This is a genomic window from Ralstonia psammae (assembly GCF_958405935.1).
In the GTDB taxonomy this organism is placed as follows: Bacteria; Pseudomonadota; Gammaproteobacteria; order Burkholderiales; family Burkholderiaceae; genus Ralstonia; species Ralstonia psammae.
On sequence record NZ_CATZBU010000001.1, the window covers coordinates 510,137 to 527,650 of the forward strand.

Annotated in this window: 16 protein-coding genes; 6 read left to right on the forward strand and 10 right to left on the reverse strand. The window is 66.5% G+C overall.

The window, feature by feature from the left end; translation table 11 throughout:
* Positions 1 to 13: 13 nt before the first annotated feature.
* Both R2N16_RS02485 and R2N16_RS02490 read right to left on the reverse strand, forming a co-directional pair.
* On the reverse strand, positions 14 to 2,116 hold the full coding sequence (locus R2N16_RS02485) for a phosphocholine-specific phospholipase C (RefSeq protein ID WP_316664004.1): 2,103 nt from the start codon (positions 2,114 to 2,116) through the stop codon (positions 14 to 16).
* A gap of 86 nt (positions 2,117 to 2,202) precedes the next feature.
* Positions 2,203 to 2,421, reverse strand: coding sequence for a hypothetical protein (locus R2N16_RS02490; protein WP_316664005.1), 219 nt, complete (start codon positions 2,419 to 2,421; stop codon positions 2,203 to 2,205).
* 383 nt (positions 2,422 to 2,804) lie between these two features.
* Between R2N16_RS02490 and R2N16_RS02495 the strand changes: the two genes are divergently transcribed.
* On the forward strand, positions 2,805 to 4,778 hold the full coding sequence (locus R2N16_RS02495) for an NRPS-independent rhizoferrin synthetase (protein WP_316664006.1): 1,974 nt from the start codon (positions 2,805 to 2,807) through the stop codon (positions 4,776 to 4,778).
* Positions 4,775 to 6,019: a rhizoferrin export MFS transporter gene (locus R2N16_RS02500; protein WP_316664007.1), complete on the forward strand. Its 1,245-nt coding sequence runs from the start codon at positions 4,775 to 4,777 to the stop codon at positions 6,017 to 6,019. Before R2N16_RS02495 ends, R2N16_RS02500 begins: the two co-directional genes overlap by 4 nt.
* On the opposite strand, the gene R2N16_RS02505 is transcribed toward R2N16_RS02500, so the two are convergent.
* The 5 genes from R2N16_RS02505 to R2N16_RS02525 all read right to left on the reverse strand — a co-directional run bounded on the left by R2N16_RS02505 (position 6,007) and on the right by R2N16_RS02525 (position 10,956).
* The gene (locus R2N16_RS02505; protein ID WP_316664008.1) at positions 6,007 to 7,197 is read right to left on the reverse strand and encodes a VanZ family protein; all 1,191 of its coding nucleotides are present in this window, start codon (positions 7,195 to 7,197) and stop codon (positions 6,007 to 6,009) included. The two genes, R2N16_RS02500 and R2N16_RS02505, sit on opposite strands and share 13 nt — an antisense overlap.
* Before the next feature lie 113 nt (positions 7,198 to 7,310).
* Positions 7,311 to 7,976 (reverse strand): ABC-type transport auxiliary lipoprotein family protein, encoded by a 666-nt coding sequence (locus R2N16_RS02510; RefSeq protein ID WP_316664009.1) that lies wholly within the window; start codon positions 7,974 to 7,976, stop codon positions 7,311 to 7,313.
* Between the two features lie 9 nt (positions 7,977 to 7,985).
* The gene (locus R2N16_RS02515; RefSeq protein WP_316664010.1) at positions 7,986 to 8,954 is read right to left on the reverse strand and encodes an MlaD family protein; all 969 of its coding nucleotides are present in this window, start codon (positions 8,952 to 8,954) and stop codon (positions 7,986 to 7,988) included.
* Positions 8,954 to 9,835 (reverse strand): ABC transporter ATP-binding protein, encoded by an 882-nt coding sequence (locus R2N16_RS02520; protein WP_316664011.1) that lies wholly within the window; start codon positions 9,833 to 9,835, stop codon positions 8,954 to 8,956. The genes R2N16_RS02515 and R2N16_RS02520 overlap by 1 nt, the downstream gene beginning before the upstream one ends.
* A complete protein-coding gene (locus R2N16_RS02525; RefSeq protein ID WP_316664012.1) occupies positions 9,832 to 10,956 on the reverse strand; it encodes an MlaE family ABC transporter permease in 1,125 nt (374 codons plus the stop codon). Before R2N16_RS02525 ends, R2N16_RS02520 begins: the two co-directional genes overlap by 4 nt.
* Positions 10,957 to 11,142: 186 nt before the next feature.
* Between R2N16_RS02525 and R2N16_RS02530 the strand changes: the two genes are divergently transcribed.
* From R2N16_RS02530 to R2N16_RS02540, 3 genes are all read left to right on the forward strand, one after another.
* Entirely contained in the window at positions 11,143 to 12,024 is an 882-nt protein-coding gene (locus tag R2N16_RS02530; protein ID WP_316664013.1) for a biotin--[acetyl-CoA-carboxylase] ligase, read from the forward strand.
* On the forward strand, positions 12,021 to 12,902 hold the full coding sequence (locus R2N16_RS02535; protein ID WP_316664014.1) for a type III pantothenate kinase: 882 nt from the start codon (positions 12,021 to 12,023) through the stop codon (positions 12,900 to 12,902). Before R2N16_RS02530 ends, R2N16_RS02535 begins: the two co-directional genes overlap by 4 nt.
* Before the next feature lie 101 nt (positions 12,903 to 13,003).
* A complete protein-coding gene (locus R2N16_RS02540; RefSeq protein ID WP_316664015.1) occupies positions 13,004 to 13,789 on the forward strand; it encodes an SPOR domain-containing protein in 786 nt (261 codons plus the stop codon).
* Between the two features lie 4 nt (positions 13,790 to 13,793).
* Here R2N16_RS02540 and rfaE2 read toward each other — a convergent pair whose 3' ends face one another.
* Together rfaE2 and R2N16_RS02550 are read right to left on the reverse strand one after the other, a co-directional pair.
* Positions 13,794 to 14,291 (reverse strand): D-glycero-beta-D-manno-heptose 1-phosphate adenylyltransferase, encoded by a 498-nt coding sequence (rfaE2, locus tag R2N16_RS02545; protein WP_316664016.1) that lies wholly within the window; start codon positions 14,289 to 14,291, stop codon positions 13,794 to 13,796.
* 74 nt (positions 14,292 to 14,365) lie between these two features.
* Positions 14,366 to 15,220 (reverse strand): ferritin, encoded by an 855-nt coding sequence (locus R2N16_RS02550; RefSeq protein WP_009239234.1) that lies wholly within the window; start codon positions 15,218 to 15,220, stop codon positions 14,366 to 14,368.
* A gap of 412 nt (positions 15,221 to 15,632) precedes the next feature.
* Here R2N16_RS02550 and R2N16_RS02555 point away from each other — a divergent pair, with 412 nt between their 5' ends.
* Positions 15,633 to 16,328 carry a glutathione peroxidase gene (locus R2N16_RS02555; RefSeq protein ID WP_316664017.1) on the forward strand — a complete coding sequence of 232 codons (696 nt, stop codon included), beginning with the start codon at positions 15,633 to 15,635 and terminating at the stop codon, positions 16,326 to 16,328.
* Here R2N16_RS02555 and R2N16_RS02560 read toward each other — a convergent pair whose 3' ends face one another.
* Complete coding sequence (locus R2N16_RS02560; protein WP_316664018.1) at positions 16,329 to 17,513, reverse strand: patatin-like phospholipase family protein; 1,185 nt, start codon at positions 17,511 to 17,513, stop codon at positions 16,329 to 16,331. It lies immediately after the preceding gene.
* Between the last annotated feature and the right edge of the window lies 1 nt (position 17,514).

The following is a 17,514-nucleotide window of genomic DNA, read 5'->3' on the forward strand; positions in this document are numbered from 1 at the left end:
CCTTGGGTACCGCTTATGCGCTCAGCGCTGGATCAGACGCACTGGCGCGGCCGGTCTCAACGTGGCCGGCCAGGCGACGCTCGAAGCCGGCGTCGGTGCTAGCCGTGACGGTCAGGTCGTACCAGGCATGCTGGCTGCGCAGGTCCAGGTACACCGACGCATCGTCACCGCCGCGCACTTCGCGCTGCACGCTTTCGCCCGTATAGGCGCTCTTGATCGTGAAGACAGTGGAGGCGCGGCCGTGGTTCATGAGGCGCAGTTGCAGGTTGCCGTTGGCCACGTCGTAGCCTTCCTTCACTTCCAACGCATGGCCATGCGGACGCAGCAGGCCCGTCAGCGTGAGCTTGCCGACAAAGCGGCGCAGGAAGCCGTTCGGGCCGTGCACCGTGAAGTCGTACGCGCCGCCGGCGTTCACCGCCAGCTTGTCCGACAGGCGCTTGCCCGCCTCCACCGTGTAGGTGCGCGGTGCGTCCGTGCTGCCGGTGGTGTAGACGAGGAAGGCGGCACCCACGTCCCCGGTGTTCACGAATTCCAGCTGGAACTTGCCGGCCGATTCATCCTGGCGGCCGCGCACGAACAGTTCGTACGGCAGGGCGCGCGACGGGCGCACACCGGCTTCCTGCTTCGGCACGGCCTGCACCAGCGGCGGCAGCGGCACGTAGCTGGCGTGGCGCAGCTTGTCCTTCGGCACGTAGGCGGCGGTGCTCGGCAATGCAGGCACCACCTCGTTGGGCGTAGCAAAGTTGAACGCGGACGTCAGATCACCGCACACTGCGCGGCGCCACTTCGAGATGTTCGGCGAGCGCACGTTGTGCGTGCGCTTGAAGCGCTGCTCGATGAAACGGATGATCGACGTGTGGTCGAACGTTTCCGAGCACACGAAGCCGCCCTTGGACCACGGCGATACCACCAGCATCGGCACGCGCTGGCCCAAGCCATAACTGCCGGCGCCGTACGTGCTGTTGCCCGGAAAGTACTCGCCCGTGGTGTCGACCGTCGATAGCCCATTGCTGCCCGACGATGCAAACGGCGGCACGAGGTGGTCGAAGAAGCCGTCGTTCTCGTCGTAGGTGATGAACAGCGCCGTCTTGCTCCACACCTCGGGGTTGGAGGTCAGGATCTGCAAAACCTGGTCGATATACCAGGCGCCGTAGTTGGCCGGCCAGTTCGGGTGCTCGGAAAAGGCTTCCGGCGCGGCAATCCACGACACCTGCGCAAGCGTGCCGTTCTGCACGTCGCGCTTGAGGATGTCGAAGTAGCCGTCGCCGGCCGAGGCGTTGGTGCCGGTGCGTGCCTTGTCGTATAGCGGGCTGCCGGGCTGTGCATTCTGGTATTGCTTGAAGTAGAGCAGCGAGTTGTCGCCGTAGTTGCCGATGTAGGCGTCGCTCGTCCACCCCCAGGAGCCGGCCGCATCGAGGCCCGTGCCGATGTCCTGGTAGATCTTCCACGAAATGCCGGCGGCTTCGAGCACTTCCGGATAGGTCGACCAGCCGTAGCCGGCTTCTGCGTTGTCGATCACAGGGCCGCCGCCGACGTTGTCGTTGCCGACATAGCCCGTCCACATGTAGTAGCGGTTCGGGTCGGTCGACGTGGGCGTGGAGCAGTGGTAGGCGTCGCAGATGGTGAAGGCGTCTGCCAACGCGTAGTGGAACGGAATGTCCTGGCGCGTGAGGTACGCCATCGTCGTGGTGCCCTTGTGCGGGACCCAGCCGTCATAGCGGCCACCGTTGACGGCGGCGTGTGTGTCGTTCCAGCCGTGCGGCAAGTCCTGCAGGAACTGCAGGCCCAGATCCGGCGCGCTCGGGCGGAACGGCAGGACTTCGCCCACGCCACCGGCCATCGGCTGATGCCACACGCTCTTGCCGGTCGGCAGCGTGACAGTGCGCGTATCGCCATAGCCGCGCACGCCCTTGAGCGTGCCGAAGTAATGGTCGAACGAGCGGTTCTCCTGCATGAGGATCACGATGTGCTGCACGTCCTCGATATTGCGGTGCGCGTTATGGGCGGGAATCGCCAGCGCCCGGCGAATGCCTTCGGGCACCGCGCCCATGGCTGCGGATGCAGCAGCCAGCTGGGCGGCGGAACGGAGAAAACCACGGCGACTGTTGGAGGTCATGTTCTCGTCCTGATGTCTGTCTATTGGGGGTGGGGGGGGGTTGGGGACAACACGGGTCAGTGCCCGACTGAACGCGAGCAACGAAGTCAGTCGACGGTATGGATCACAGGGGGCGCCAATCCGTCGTGCGAGGCAACGGCCTGGGGCGGCGACGCAGGCGGAGCAAAAGCCGGCGCGCGCACCACGGCCGGCACATGCGGATCAGCGGCATCGCAACCGCTCAGCACGAGCGCAGACAGCGCAGCGACGCACGCAGAAGCCGTGGACACTCGACGGATAGCGCTGGCCTTTGGGTTGGCAGACACAGATGACCTCCTGATGACATCAGCGAGCCGGACTGTGCAGCGCGCGCCGTCAACTCACCACGCGCTAAGGTAGAAAGGATTCATGTCGGTTACGTGAAGACGGCACGCGCCGGCTCCGTCACCCGACCTGCCTAGATTGATGGAATAGTGTTGCAAGTGCGAATGATTCTCACCTACACTGCAGCGCACCAAATGGCGCCTTGGCGCAGCGGACCAGGCTGGTCACTGCGCGCATACCTAGAAGAACGAGCCTCTCTTGCAGCTTCCACTCGGGAACGCTGCATGCCCGCCTGCCTCTGAAGCGGCCCCTACATCTGGACCCCCTGTGCTGCAGGGCCGAGCCCCCGCTCGCCTGCTCACGCTCATGTCCCGTAGGAGCCCTCGTGCAACGTCGATCTGATACCGCCGCCCAAACCCAAACGGCATCCGCTGCCGCAATCGCAACCGCCGGCAACCTCCGCCTTGAATCCATTCCCGCGCTGCTCGAAGCCGGCGTGCAGGCTGAGCATTGGTCGGCGGCACAGCAACTGGCGCGACGGCGGGTGTTGTCGCGCCTGCTGCAGGCACTGTTTCGTGAAGCGCTGCTCAACGCAGACCAACTGATCGCCGATACACGCGCCGATGTGACGTTGCTGCCGATCTGGCAGCAGCGCGTGCTGCTGCGCTTCACCGGTTTACGACCGGGCGCACTCGGTAGCTGGACATTGACGGGCGACGTCGCCGTCCTTGCACACGATCGCCCGCCAACGCCCATTGAGCGCCCATCCGCCCTGCTCCACTGGCTCACGCTCATGCTGGATATTGGCGATGCCGCCGAAGCTCCTCGCCTGGCCGCCATTGCACGGCTCGCGACAGAACTGGACAACAGCCAGGACAACGACACGCTGTGCCAAGCCTATCGGCTCGCCTGGGGCGAGCGTTTGGCCGCCGAGCACCGCACCGCGGCGTCGCAAGACGCGCTCGCGCTGCTCTGCGGCGAGGGCACTGCGCACGCGCTCGCCCGTACCGAGCAGTGGGGCACCGGCGGCCATCCGTGGCATCCGGCCTACAAGACACGGCTGGGACTCGCGCCCGAGCAGGTGATCGCGCTATCGCCGGAGTTCGAGGCGCAGGTGCCCATCGGCGTGGTGGCCGTCGCGGCGCATCGCCTGCAGGTCACCACGATGGAAGGCGTGCCGCCTTACGGCAGCTGGTTCGCGGCGACCTTTCCCCACGCCATGGCGGCGTTTCGTAAAGCCTTGCTGGCACGCCAGCTCGCGCCCGAAGCGTGGCTGCCGCTGCCCGTTCACCCGTGGCAGCGCGACACGACACTCGGCGAGAACTTCGCCGCTGAATTTGCCGCAGGCGAACTGATCCACCTGCCGGACATCAGCATTGCCGCCCGGCCAACGATGTCATTCCGCACCGTGGCCGCGACCGACGCGCCGGGCGGCCCGATGCTCAAGCTGCCGGTCAGCATGCGGCTGACCAGCGTCGAACGCACCGTGTCGCCCAAATCGGCAGTCATGGGGCCGCGCGTGAGCGCCCTGCTGGAACGCATCCTCGCGAACGACGCAGGATTGGCGAACGTCCTGTCGATCGTGCCGGAACGCCACGGCATCCACGTGGCCGGCACCGACGATGACCGCGCCCGGCATCTGTCGATGATCGTGCGCGACAACCCCACCACGCGCATTGCCGGCAACGAGCGGCTGCTGCCGGTGGGCGCCCTCTTCACGCCGGACTTCACCGCCGACATGACGCACCCATCGGCGCCCATGCTGCTCGACACCGTGCTGGCGCGCCAGGCCGATGGCACACGCGCGGAGCGGGCCACGCGCTTTTTCGAGGCGTACCTTCGCGTGGCGATGCCGGCCATCGTCGGCCTCTATCTGCGCTACGGCATTGCGCTGGAGGCTCATCAGCAGAACACCTTCGTCGTCATCAACGAGGCCGGCATGCCAGTGCGGCTGGTGGTGCGTGACTTTGGCGACGTGAAGATCGCGATGCCGACGCTGCAGGCACAGGGCTTCTCGATCGAGCCGTTCCGAGCCGGCCACACCACGTATCCGGATCGGGACGTCCCGCGCAAGAAGCTGATCCACGCCTTCCTGCTATGTCATATCGGTGAACTGGCGCTGGCACTGTTTCCGGACCACGGCAGCACGGACGGACTGCGCCAATGGCATGACGCCATGCAGGCCGCGTTCGAGGCGAGCCGCACCGTCATGGATGCCGACACGTGGGCACACGAGCGTCACGCGCTGCTCGAAGCGCCATGGACGTTCAAGACCTTTGTCCGCATGCGTCTGCGCGATCAGTCTGACGACATGCACGCCGCGCTGTCCAACCCGCTGGCCGCAGCGGCTCGAGCATGAGCCCGGGAGCGCCCGTGGACGCTTGGCGTGGCGCCATCCGCTGGCTCCTCGTCATCCAGGCCCTTTCGATGGGGGCGATGGAAATGACAGGCCCGTTCTGGCCGTTGTTTCTGCGTGAACTGACGCCGTTGCCCGGTGTGCCGTTCGCGTGGGTGGCCAGCGCGGCGTACTTTGCGCCGATGGCCGCCACGCTGGTCACCGCGCCCTGGTGGGGCCGCCTGGCCGACCGCGTCGGGCCCAAGCCGATGATCCTGCGGGCGCTGGTCGCGCTGGCGGCGTCACAGCTGTGGTCGGTCTATGCAGACTCGGCGGCCAGCGTGCTGCTGGCGCGCACGGTGCAAGGGGGCCTGGCAGGCTTCCTGGCGGCCGCACAGATCTACGCCATGCGCGTGGCGCCGCCCGACATGCGCCGACGCGTCTTCGCCGATCTACAAACCGTCACGGCATGCGGCAGCTTCATGGCGCCACCGGTCGGCGCGTGGCTTGTCGCGTGGATGGGCTTCCGGATGGCCAACACGGCGGGCGCGGTGGTGATCCTGGCGTGCCTTCCGCTGGCGATGTTCTGCTTGCCGCGCATCGACCCGGCCCCGCGCAGCACATCGAAGCGGACTGCCGATACGCTGCACGCGCGGCATGCCCCGTTGGGTGGCCTGGTGATCGGCTTGCTGTTCGGCATGGTGGCGGTGCAGGCGGCGCGCATCATGCCGCAGGGCTTTCTCGCGCCGTATATCACCGAGACGCTGCATGGATCGGTGATGCTGGCAGGCCTGGCCTACAGCGCCACGGCCGCGACACTGGCGCTGTCTGCGCGCTGGTGGGCAAAGCGTTTTGCGGGCCTGCCCGTGCACGTCACGCTGGGGCGCGTCTGCGCGTTGACCGCCGTCTGCGGCTTCACTGCACTCTGGCAAGGCGTTGCACAAGGGGAGGTCGCATTCATCGCTGCGCGACTGGCCTGGGGCGCGTGCCTGGGCGGCCTCCTGCCGGTGCTCAACAGCCTCGTGGCGGAAACCAGCCCGGAAGATCGCCAAGGTTTTGCCTTGGGGTTGTGCAGCAGCGCAGCCAAGGGCGGCGCGCTCATCGGCCTGGGCGTGGCCGCGTTGTCGACGGGCCTGTTCGGGTGGCGCGCAGGTTTTGTCGCCATGGCCGCGATGTACCTGGCGGCACTGGCGGCACTGCTTGCGGTACGCCGGGTGGCGGCACCACCCACCGCATCCGCCACGGCGCGCGCTCAACGCGCCTGACGTCCGGCGCGCCGCTGCAGTTGGGTCTGCTCGGCGCGCCAGGCGAGGTAGCCGAGACCGAGAAACGGCCACAACCAGCCGATCCATTGCGACAGGCTGTTGAAATGGACGAAGCGCCCCAGCCGCCAGCTCTGCGCCGATACCCATGAATACGGGCTCGGCGGCAGCACGTTGGACAGGATGATCAGCGCGACCAGCAGGGTCATGGCAAGCGCACCGCGCAGCCAGCGCGGCAGGCGCACCAGCAGCACCAGCATCAGCGAGCCGACGACCAGCCCGAAACGCGCGCCGGATGAAAGCCAATCCCATGCGCCGCCCAGCGGAAACTGCAGCTCCGTCGCCCCCGCCTTCACCACGAGCGCACCGGCCAGCAGCGCAGCCAGCAGGCGCAGCATGGGCGCACCACGGCGCATAGCCACGCTGGCCAGCAGCCCCGTGCCGATCCAGCTGCAAGCGGTGATGAGCGCTTCCAGCAGTTCCTGGCGCTGCAGCGCTTCCGGGTGCGCCGTCAGTTTGTCCTGCCAGTCGAACAGCTCCGGAAACCAGCCGTTGAGAAGGTTGACCACAAACGCATCCGGCGATGGATCGAGCAGGATGCTGCGGATCACTCCGCCCATGCTGAAGAGGAATTCCTGCGGAAAAATCTGTGCGAACGGCCACACCAGCATCAGCAGGATCGCAAAGGTCGCATGCGGCTCGAACCAGCGGCGGCGCAGGCGGCGCAGCCCGCCCCGGTCGATCAGCCGCGCTGCAAACGGCAACATGACAATGCCGCCCAGCAGGGCGCCCAGCGTATTCGTCGCAAGATCGACGTTGGAGGACACGCGCGTGGGCAGATAGGTCTGGATCGCCTCCATGGCGCCCGAGAGCAGCAGCCCGGCCAGCAGCGACAGCAACACCGCGCGCCAGCCGGTGATGCGCGGATGCAGCGACAGCACCGTCAGCATGCCAAGCGGCATGTAGCCCCACACGTTGGTGACCATGTCGAAGCCGGTGTTGTAGCGCGGCAGCGGTGCGCTCAGGAAGGCAAACGGCGACACGCCGGTATCCGTCCAGCCGGCAAACGGATACAGGCTTGCGTAGACGACCAGCAGCACGAACCATCCCAGCCCGGCGCGTGCAAGCGGCGAGTGGCGATGCGGGGTGGGTGCAGCGGGTTGCGAGTGGAAGTCCGTCACCGGAGGGAGCTATCTAGAAGGAGGAGCGGACGTGCCCGGAAGAAACCGACCATGATAGCGTCCGATGCCGCTCATCACGGATGGTTCCTCCATCCGGTTGAGAGGTTGGGATATCAGCGCCGGCGCGTACTAAATCCAGCGCCGGACGTTGCGGGCACGGTCGGGGTTGACGTCGCCAGCGGCAAGCCCGCCACCCAGTCGAGCACCTCGCCGATGGCCTTGTCGGACGCCTGCGTGAGCGCCGTCACCCCACCCGCTGCGTCGGGGCTGGGCGCGGGCACGTCGGCCTGCACCACGCGCTGGTCGATCACGTCGCGCGCCCGGGATACCGTTGCCCGCAAGCGCACCACGCCCCGGCTGGCTTCGGGCCTGTCGAACACCTGCGAGAAGTCGACCAGCTCGACACGCAGGCTCGGCACATCGGGCGTGGGATAGCCGATCACATGGCCGCGCGCGGCCGCCGCGTTGCGCAAACGCGCGTCGAACAGGCTCACGGGCGATTCCACCCAGCGGCTGTTGGCGTAGGCGTCGGTGCGCTGGCTTTGCGCATAGGCGAGGCGGTAGTAGATGGCGTTGCCGTCCATCCACCCGGGGCCGGCCACATCAGCCACGCGCAAGGCGGTGGGCAGGCGCGCGCCAGCGCTGGCGGCCGGCGCGAGCCCAAAGTCATACTGGGCGGCGGGCGCCACGGGCGCGCTGGAGCATGCGGCCAGGAGCGACAGCACCATCAGACCGGACAGCGCGTGCGTGCGGCGGAACACAGCAGACAACATCGACATGGAATCTCCTCAGGGCTGGGCCGAAGCGCGGGCGGCCGGCGCGGCAAAGCCAGTCTCACCAGGGCCGGGGACGCCGGGCGCTGGGCCAAACAGCACACTCTGCGGCCGGGCGTTGAAGTCGGTCACGGCATGGTCGAAGCCGCGCACGGCCTGGCGCGCCTCACGTGCAAAGCCATTGAGCTGCGGCAGCGTTTCGTAGGTCAGCACATTGGCGGCGGATTGCATCGACTGCGTAGCCGCCGTCAGATCGGTCCCAGCGCCGGAAAGCGTCGTCATCAACGGCCCCTGCGGGTCAGCCAACGACTGCGTGAGCTTGCGCGTGGCCACCAGCGTGGAATCGAGGTTGTCGGCAATCTGCGGCAGGCGGCGCATTGTGGGCTCAGCCTGCTGCGCGAGCGCGCTGTAGGCATCCATCGTCTTCTGGAACGATTGCAGCGATGTCGTGATCTGCTGGCGGTGCTCGTCGTCAAACATGATCGACAGCGAGTTCAGGGTCTGATCGAGCTTGGAGAGCATCTGGTCGCCGCGTTTATCCAGCTCATCCAGGAAGCCCGCTTCCATGCGGATGCGCGCGGGATCCTTGTCCGACGTGGCCAGGCGCATCGGGCTGGGCACACGCTTGCTGTTGTCGAAACCGCGGTCGTCGAGTTGCACATAGGCGAGACCCGTCACGCCCTGGTACGCCAAGCGCCCATACGTGGTGGTGGTGATGGGCGCATCCTTGTCGACCAGCACGCGCACCACGATCTGCCCCGGCACCTTGTCGTCAAAGCGGATGCTGTCGACCTTGCCGACGTCCAGGCCGCGGTATTTCACGGAAGCCTGTGGGTTCAGCCCGTTGACGGTCGAACGCGTGACCACTTCGTAGGGCACGCGCACGGTCTGGTCGCGGTTGAACCACATGACGGCCAGCCCGATGAAGATGGCCAGCCCGATCGTAAACAGCCCGGCCAGGAATGCGTGGGCTTTGTTTTCCATCAATCCTCCTGCATCGAAAGCGAGGCCGCGGCCACCGCCTCCGTCATCTGCGGGCCCAGCGCCATCAGGGCCCGTTTGCCCCGTTCACCCAGGAAGTATTCCTTGATGAACGGATGGTCGATCTGGATGATCTGCTCCACCGGCTTGGCGGCCAGCACCTTGCGGTCCGCCAGCACGGCAATGCGGTCGGACAGCGCCACCAGGGTGTCGAGATCGTGCGTCACCATCACCACGGTCAGGCCCAGTTCCTGACGCAACTCGCGGATGAGTGCGACGTAATCGTCGGACGCGCGCGGGTCCAGCCCGGCGGTCGGCTCATCAAGAAACACCAACTCCGGCTCCAGCGACAACGCCCGTGCCAGCGCCACGCGCTTGATCATGCCGCCCGACAGGTCCGACGGCATCTTGTCGGCATCGGTGGATTTGAGCCCCACCATCTGCAGCTTGAGCATTGCCACGCGTTGGATGAATGCGTCGGGCAGGGTGCGCAATTCGCGCATCGGCAACGCCACGTTGTCGATCACGGACAGCGCCGAGAACAGCGCGCCGTGCTGGAATTGCATGCCCCAGCGGTTGCGCATCGACTGCAGATCGTTGCCCACCTGGCAAGTCAGCTCTTCGCCAAAGATGTGGATCGTGCCCGAGGTGGGTTTCTCCAGCCCCACCACCTGGCGCAGCAGCGTCGTCTTGCCGCTGCCCGAACCGCCGACGATGGAAAGCACCTCGCCGCGAAACACGTCCAGATCGATGCTCTCCAGCACGGTCACCTTGCCGTACCGCTTGGTGACGTTGCGCACCTCGATCACGCGTTCGCGCGCGGGCGTGAGAGCCTCCGGCGGCACCGCGGCGTGCTCGATATGGGGATGGCGGGGCCGCGTCATATCCCGACGTCCTTGAAGAGGATGGCGAACACCGCATCCGCAAGGATGACGATGGTGATCGAAACCACCACCGAGGTCGTCGTGCCTTCGCCCAGGCTCTGGGTGTTGGGCTGGATGCGCAGGCCGAAGTGGCAGGCGACCAGCCCGATCAGCATGCCGAACACCACGCCCTTGCCGATGCCCAGCCACAGGTTGGCCACCGGCACCGCATCGGGCAACGACGTGATGAAATACGTCGGACTGATATCGAGCTGGAACTTGGCCGCCAGAATGCCGCCCGCCAGCGCGAGCAGATCCGTCCACGCCACCAGCAGCGGCATGGCGATCGCCAGCGCGATCACCTTGGGCAGGATCAACCGGAAACCGTGGGAGATGCCCATCACGCGCATCGCGTCCAGCTCTTCGGTCACCCGCATCACCCCGATCTGCGCAGTGATGGCCGACCCCGAACGCCCGGCCACCAGAATCGCCGCCAGCACCGGCCCCAGCTCGCGGATGATGGCCATCCCCAAAATGTTGACGATGAAGATGCTGGCCCCAAACACGCGCAACTGGTTGGCCGACAGATAGCTCAGCACGATGCCGATCAGGAAGCCCACCAGCGCCGTGATGCCCAGCGCCTTGTAGCCCGTGCTGTAGATGTTGGCGGAGATCTCGCGCCACGGCCCGCGATGCGGCGCACGCATGAACCTGCCGAAGTCGAACACCAACTGACCGACCATGGCGATGCCGTCACGGGCGTGATCGAAAAAATCGAGCATGCCCTCGCCGAGGATCACCACCGGGTTCATGCGCGGCGCGAGGCGCTGTTTCCAGCCGCCGGGATCGAGCTTGGCAACGCGATCGAGCATGCGGCGCTGGTCCGGCCGGGCATCCAGGTGTTCGGGCCACTGGTTGCCCCAGGCGCGCCAGAGCAGTTGCGCGCCAAAGTGGTCGATACGGCCAACTTCGGTCAGACACCATGCGTTGGCGTTGTCCAGACCGGCGCGGATCTGCTGGCGCGCGCCGCGCACGCCGGCGCGCTCGGCCAGGGCAAGCGTGGTCCAGTCGCCAGAGAGAAAGGCGACGGAGCGTCCATCGACAACGCGTACTTCAAGCTGCGGTGTACGGCAGGTGATCAAACGGTTCTCCGTAAGCGGTGATGCCCGACATCGGTCGAATTGTAGCCAACGCGCCGCCAAACGCTGTCACACTGGCTCCCACACTGTGAGGCCTTCACGTCGCTTGAAGCAAGCGCCAGGCCCGTGTTTGCAGCCTCGCTCGTACAATGCGCGCATTCTTAGCGCGAACTTGATCGCCCGTCTTTTATGTCTCTTGCCGAACCCTCTGCGCGGTGGCGCCTTGCGCGCGAGCGTATCCAGCCCAGCGGCCCGGCTGCAAGCTGGCCCGTCGATGTGGTCGAGGCCACCGGCTCCACCAGCGCCGATCTGATGGCCGCTGTGCGTGATGCCGCCTGGCCTGCCAACACGGCGATTCCGGCCCACGCGGGCGCCGCGCCGCTGCTGGGCGCCCGCGTGCTGGCCGCCCAGCGCCAGACCGCCGGACGCGGCCGACAGGGCCGCCCATGGGGTGGCGACCACGGCTTGACCTTCTCCATCGCCTGCGCCTTTGCGGGAGAGCCCGCGCAGCTTGGCGGCCTGAGCCTGGCCGTGGGTGTGGCCGTGGCCGACGCCGTGGCCGGGTACGCGGAAGCCCGGGGCGGCAGCGCGCAGGCCCTCGGCCTCAAATGGCCCAACGATGTGCAAATCGCCGGGCGCAAGCTGGCCGGCATCCTGGTCGAAACCGTGCGGAAGGAGCCGGGCCAGACGTGGGCCGTCATCGGCATCGGCCTGAACCTGGAACGACCGCGCGTACTGGAGGCCACGCTCGGCCGCAGCCTGTCGGGCGTGGAAGAACTGGTGGATGCGCCGGAACCGAACGCCGTGTTCTCGGCGCTGCTCACGTCGCTGGGTGAACACCTGCAGCGCTTCGGTGCAGAGGGCCTGGTGCCGTTCGTTGGGCCGTTTGCCGCTCGCGATGCCTTTGCCGGCGAGCGCGTGCGCCTGTGGCAGGACGGCACCGTGGTGCTCGAAGGCGTGGCACATGGCATCGACGCACAAGGCCGCCTGGCGATTGAATCGGGCGGACGTGTGCAGTGGATTCACAGCGGCGAGCTGTCCTTGCGCGGCGCAGACGCGGAGCAGCCATGACGCGCTTGAAGGTCTCCGCTGCACACGCCGCCCCCGCCCGCCCGCTGTTGCTGATCGACGCGGGCAATACGCGCATCAAATGGGCGTGGATCGCGGGGGGTGCCGATGCCGAACTCGCGCTGCCCGAAGAACCCGGCGGCACGCCCTGGCAGCATGCCGGCGCCCGCGCGCATGATCGATTGGCTGAACTGGTGGAAGACTGGCGCGATTGCCACGCCTCCGGCGTTGCCCCGCCCGAGGTCTGGATCAGCGCCGTGGCCGGCCCGGCGCTGCGCGATGCGCTCACCGCGCGCATCGCCCGCGTGTTCGACGGGGCACGCGTACGCATTGCTGCATCGGAAGAGGCCACTGCCGGCCTGCGCAATGGGTATCGCGACCCGACACAGCTTGGCACTGACCGGTGGGTCGGCGCGGTCGGCGCACGCCATTTGTGGCCCGACACCGCCCTGCTGCTGGTGACGGCAGGCACCGCCACCACCCTCGACATCGTCTCGCCCGATGGCCTGTTTGCCGGCGGCTTGATCCTGCCCGGCCTCACGTTGATGATGCGCGCGCTGTCACGCAACACGGCGCAGTTGCCCGAAGTGGATGTCAGCTACCTGAGCGCGGGCGACGTCGTTGCGCCGCCCTGGGCCGACAACACGCAGGACGCCATCGCGCTGGGCTGCGTCATCGCCCAGGCGGGCGCGATTGCGCAGACGTGGATGGCACTGCAGAAGCAATACCCCGGCCCGGCACGCTGCGTGCTGAGCGGCGGAGCACGCGCCGCGCTGGGGCCGCATCTGCGCATGCCGTTCCAGATGCACGATAATCTCGTGCTGCTCGGCCTGCAGGTGCTGGCGCGCGCGCGCCGGGAAGGCGCCGCGACGCTGGCCTAGTCGCAGTCGACCGGGCTGCAGTTTTCGTCTGACGTCTTACCGTTGTTGCTGCCGTGTTCCTGCATTCCGAGCCACCGTCCGAATCCACGTCCGTTCGCACCATGACGCTTCGCCTCGCCCTGTTGCTCCTGCTGCTCGTCAACGGCGTTCTGCTCGCGGCCAATACCGGCGTGTTCGGGCCAGAAGTATCCAAGGCGTGGTTCGAGAGCGAGCGCGAGCCCGATCGCATGCGCCGCCAGATCCGCGTCGAAGCGATCCGCATTCTCGAACCGGCACCCTCTTCTGCACCGGCCACCGCCGTACCCAAATCGGCGCCAGGCTCGACGCCGGCGGCTTCATCGCCTGCCGCGTCGGGCCCAGGAGCCCACATCGAGCAAACGGCTCTGACCGCCGCCACCACCGCCGACAGCGGTGGCAGTTGCACCGAACTCGGCGGCCTGACCGAAGCACAGGCCACGCGCGGCCTCGACCAGCTCAAGCAACTGGCCGGCGTGCAAGTTGAGCGCATCACGCGCCAGGAAGACAACCGCTGGTGGGTCCACATGCCGGCCCGCGACACGCGCGACGACGCCGAGCGCAAGGTGGCCGAACTCAAGCGTCGCAACGTGGCGGATTCAGCCATCGTGCAGGAAGGCAATACGTTTGTGGTGTCGCTGGGTCTGTTCCGTGACAAGGAGCGCGCGCAGCAGCTTATGGACGAACTGCGCGCCAAGGACGTGCGCACCGCCGTGGTCACGCAAACCCGCCGCCTCGGCTCGCAGACGTCGCTGCGGGTCACCGCCACCGCCGATGCGGCTTCGGGCGTCGCAGCCCAACTGGCCGCCCTCAAGAAGACGCTGAACGCCGAGGACCTGCACGCTTGCGCGGCGGTCACGGCATCGCGCTAGGCGCTCAGGACGTCGCGCGCACGCGCTTGATCAGGGCCGTCGTCGAGCGGTCGTGCTCAAACGGAATCGCCAGCGCCGTGCCGCCCCAGCTACGCACGACACGCGTTTCTTCAAGTGCATCGATGTCATAGTCGCCGCCCTTGACGTAGATGTCAGGACGCACGCGCCGGATGAGTTCAACCGGGGTGCGCTCGGCAAACAACACCACCAGACTCACCGCTTCCAGCGCAGCCAGCACGGCCAGGCGATCTTCCTGCGTGTTGAGCGGGCGGTCATCGCCCTTGCCCAGCATGCGCACCGACGCATCGGTGTTCACACCCACCACCAGCGAAGCGCCCAGCGCACGGGCCTGCGCCAGATACGTGGCGTGACCGCGATGCAGGATGTCGAACACGCCGTTGGTGAAGACCAGTGGGCGCGGCAAGGCGCGCACGCGGGCTTCCACGTCGGCGAAGTCGCAGATCTTCTGTTCGAAGGCGGGTGCGGGCTGGCGAGCGGTCATGGCAAAAGCGGAATCGGAGTGGAAAACAAAACGGCCCATCGAATCGATGGGCCGCTTACTGCCAGTGGCAAGGATCAGGCAGCTTGTTCGGCCGAGCCGAGCAGACGTGCGTTCAGTTCCTTGCGGTAGCGGTTCAGGTCCTGCACGGTTTCGAAGGTGCGCTCGAACAGCAGACCCATGTTGTGCAGGATGCGTTCAATGACCTTCTTTTCCCAGCCGGCGTCGAACTTGATTTGCTCGTCCAGCCAGTGCTCCAGCCAATCCGGGTTCGGCAGGCGCGACTGCACCGTGTCTTGCGGGAACAGCGCCTTGTTCACGTGCAGGTTGGTCGGGTGGAGCGGCTTTTCGGTGCGGCGGGCCGAGGCCATCAGCACGCCGATCTTGGCGAATGCGCTGCGCGCGCTGTCGCCGAACTGGCCGAGGTATTTCTTCATGTAGCGCAGGTAGGCGCCGCCGTGGCGGGCTTCGTCCTGCGACAGATGCTTGTAGATTGCCTTGATGACCGGCTCGGTGTGCCATTCGGAGGCACGGCGGTACCAGTGGTTCAGGCGGATTTCGCCGCAGAAGTGCAGCATCAACGTTTCCAGCGGCGGAGCCGGATCGAATTCGAAGCGCACGTTGTGCAGCTCTTCTTCAGTCGGCACGAGCTCCGGGCGGAAGCGGCGCAGATATTCCATCAGCACCAGCGAGTGCTTCTGCTCTTCAAAGAACCACACGCTCATGAACGCTGAAAAATCGGAGTCATGGCGATTGTCACGCAGGAACATCTCGGTGGCCGGCAGGGCTGACCACTCGGTGATGGCATTCATCTTGATGGTCTGCGCTTGCGCGTCGGTCAGCAGCGACGCATCGAACGTATCCCACGGAATATCCTTTTCCATATTCCAGCGGACCGCTTCCAACGACTTGAACAATTCGGGATAGAGCATGGTAAGCCTTTGAATTTGCAGGCGGATTCTAGCAGACATGCTTGACCGGCCCCTGTTTTTCGTGGTTGCCGGAGCAAAGTTCCGTGTCTGCCCGTTTCCTCGTGACAACAGGCCTGCCGGTGCCACAGCTGCAACGTGGCTTGGCGACCCCCTGGTGCGCGATGCGGTTGCGCGTTGTCTCGCGGTTCGCCGCGATGTGATCGGCAGCACGCCGGCCGTCGTCTTTTGTGTCGGACCGGGCCCACCGCCCGGCGAGGTCTTCCGTTCAGTATAGGAAGCGCTGCAATCCGTGCGGCGAATCGCGCGCCACGCATACCGCACATTCTGCAATGGTGCGTCCTCGGGGCGTTATACCCTAGACTGAAGACAAACTCCGGCTCGTCGCCTGAGTGCCCGCTTTTGGAGATTCGCCATGTTGTTTTCTGCCACCGATTCCGCGCGTCGGTCGCGTCTGCAAGTGCACGCGTCGGGTGTGCTGCGTGGGCACCATCTGCTGATGATCGCCATAGCGATTGCCATTGCCATCATCGCGCTGCTGCTGCCGCGCACGGGGCATGCTGCTACGGCTGGCGTCGCGCCTGCCGCACAAGCCCCTGCTGCCGCAGGCGCCTGCCCCGCCAGCCTGAACTTTCGTGTTAAGCGCCTGCAGGATGATGCGCCGCAAGACCTGTGCCAGTACGCCGGCCGCGTCGTGCTGGTCGTCAACACCGCCAGCTATTGCGGCTACACGCATCAATATGAAGGACTCGAAGCGCTGTACGCGAAGTACCGCGACAAAGGCCTGACGGTGCTCGGCTTTCCGTCCAACGACTTTCAGCAGGAGCCCGGCAACAGCAAGCAGATCGCCGATTTCTGCTTTAACACGTACGGCGTGAAATTCCCGATGTTCTCGAAGACGGCAGTGGTTGGCGGGGGTGCATCGCCGCTGTATTCGTGGCTGGCGACGCAAACGGGGCAGCCGCCCAAGTGGAACTTCCACAAATACCTGCTGGACCGCACCGGCCGCGTGGCAGCAGTGTTCCCGAGCAGCGTCGAGCCGAGCGACCCGGCGCTCATCAAGCGCATCGATGCGCTGCTGGCTGAACCATCGACACACTCGTCGCGCTGATCAGGCTGCGCGCATCGTGTCCGGAATCGCGCCGTACAGGAATGCGGCCAGCTCGTCGCGGCGGGCCTGCACATCGCGCTCGCCCAGGTCGATCAGTTCCTGCGTGAACTCCGGTTCGAAGAGCAGATAGCTCGCGAACGCCGCGCCGCGCGCTTCGGTGCCGCCCAGCGGCTTGAGCAGTGCACGCACCGTGCCCGGCAGGCGCTGTACGTGGCGCGAGGCAATGAGTTCGATGCGCTCGGAAGGCGCCATCACCAGCACTTCGATCTTCCGCCAGCCGTCGCGGGCGTCAGCAATCTCGGGGTTGCGAGCCACCATGCCGTTAACGTGCTGCACCCGCTCGATATCGGCGGAGAGCCCGTCGAGAAAGATGCTCGCCAGCGCCTGCCCCGCAATCTGCGCAAGCGACGGATAGCCGGACGCCGGTACCGTGTCGTACCAGCCCGGCTGCGAGCGCGACGCGGCGCCCACTACCAGAATGCGATTCGCGCCCAGATGAATGGCTGGGCTCAACGGCGACATCTGGCGCATCGTACCGTCGCCGAACCATTCGTCGTTGCCTTCGAGCGGCACAGGCTCGGCCGGAAAGACGAACGGGATGCTCGACGACGCGAGCATGTGCGACACGCCGATCTGGTCTGACACCGCTATCCGCTGCGACCGCCGCCACGGCAGCACCACGTGCGGCGATTGATAGAACGTGACGTGGCGCCCGGTGGTGTACGACAGCGCGGTAATGGCCAGCGCGCGCAGCGCACCGGCGTCGAACGCGGCCTGCACCTGTTGACCGTCGTGTTGCGATTCAAGCAGCTCGCGCAGCGGCGTGTTGTCGAACAGCGCGCGCGGCGTGTGGCCTGTCATCCAGCCGAACGCCAGCGCGGTCAGCCAGCGCGCGCCGCTGGAACCCACGCGGCCGACGTCCGTGCGATAGACACGATCGGCATGCAGGTTGCCCCAGAGCTGGGAGAGCGCCTCCGTGGCGAGCGTGAAATCCTGTGCGCCGCGTGCGAGGCCCAAGCTGTTGATCGCCCCCGCCGACGTGCCGCAAATGACGTCGAACGGCGTACGCGTCACACCCGGCGCATACTCGCGCGCCAACCCCGCGATACCCCGCAGCACACCGACCTGATAGGCGGCACGCGCGCCACCGCCCATCATCAAGAGTGCAGTGCAGTCTGTCGACATC

Excerpts from the sequence above, each read along its gene's own strand:
- R2N16_RS02540 (WP_316664015.1), top strand. The coding sequence starts at position 13,004 with ATGACGCTTCGCCTCGCCCTGTTGCTCCTGCTGCTCGTCAACGGCGTT.
- R2N16_RS02485 (WP_316664004.1), bottom strand. The coding sequence starts at position 2,116 with ATGACCTCCAACAGTCGCCGTGGTTTTCTCCGTTCCGCCGCCCAGCTG.
- R2N16_RS02560 (WP_316664018.1), bottom strand. The coding sequence starts at position 17,513 with ATGTCGACAGACTGCACTGCACTCTTGATGATGGGCGGTGGCGCGCGT.
- R2N16_RS02520 (WP_316664011.1), bottom strand. The coding sequence starts at position 9,835 with ATGACGCGGCCCCGCCATCCCCATATCGAGCACGCCGCGGTGCCGCCG.
- R2N16_RS02500 (WP_316664007.1), top strand. The coding sequence starts at position 4,775 with ATGAGCCCGGGAGCGCCCGTGGACGCTTGGCGTGGCGCCATCCGCTGG.
- R2N16_RS02535 (WP_316664014.1), top strand. The coding sequence starts at position 12,021 with ATGACGCGCTTGAAGGTCTCCGCTGCACACGCCGCCCCCGCCCGCCCG.
- R2N16_RS02550 (WP_009239234.1), bottom strand. The coding sequence starts at position 15,220 with ATGCTCTATCCCGAATTGTTCAAGTCGTTGGAAGCGGTCCGCTGGAAT.
- rfaE2 (WP_316664016.1), bottom strand. The coding sequence starts at position 14,291 with ATGACCGCTCGCCAGCCCGCACCCGCCTTCGAACAGAAGATCTGCGAC.
- R2N16_RS02555 (WP_316664017.1), top strand. The coding sequence starts at position 15,633 with ATGTTGTTTTCTGCCACCGATTCCGCGCGTCGGTCGCGTCTGCAAGTG.
- R2N16_RS02510 (WP_316664009.1), bottom strand. The coding sequence starts at position 7,976 with ATGTCGATGTTGTCTGCTGTGTTCCGCCGCACGCACGCGCTGTCCGGT.
- R2N16_RS02530 (WP_316664013.1), top strand. The coding sequence starts at position 11,143 with ATGTCTCTTGCCGAACCCTCTGCGCGGTGGCGCCTTGCGCGCGAGCGT.
- R2N16_RS02515 (WP_316664010.1), bottom strand. The coding sequence starts at position 8,954 with ATGGAAAACAAAGCCCACGCATTCCTGGCCGGGCTGTTTACGATCGGG.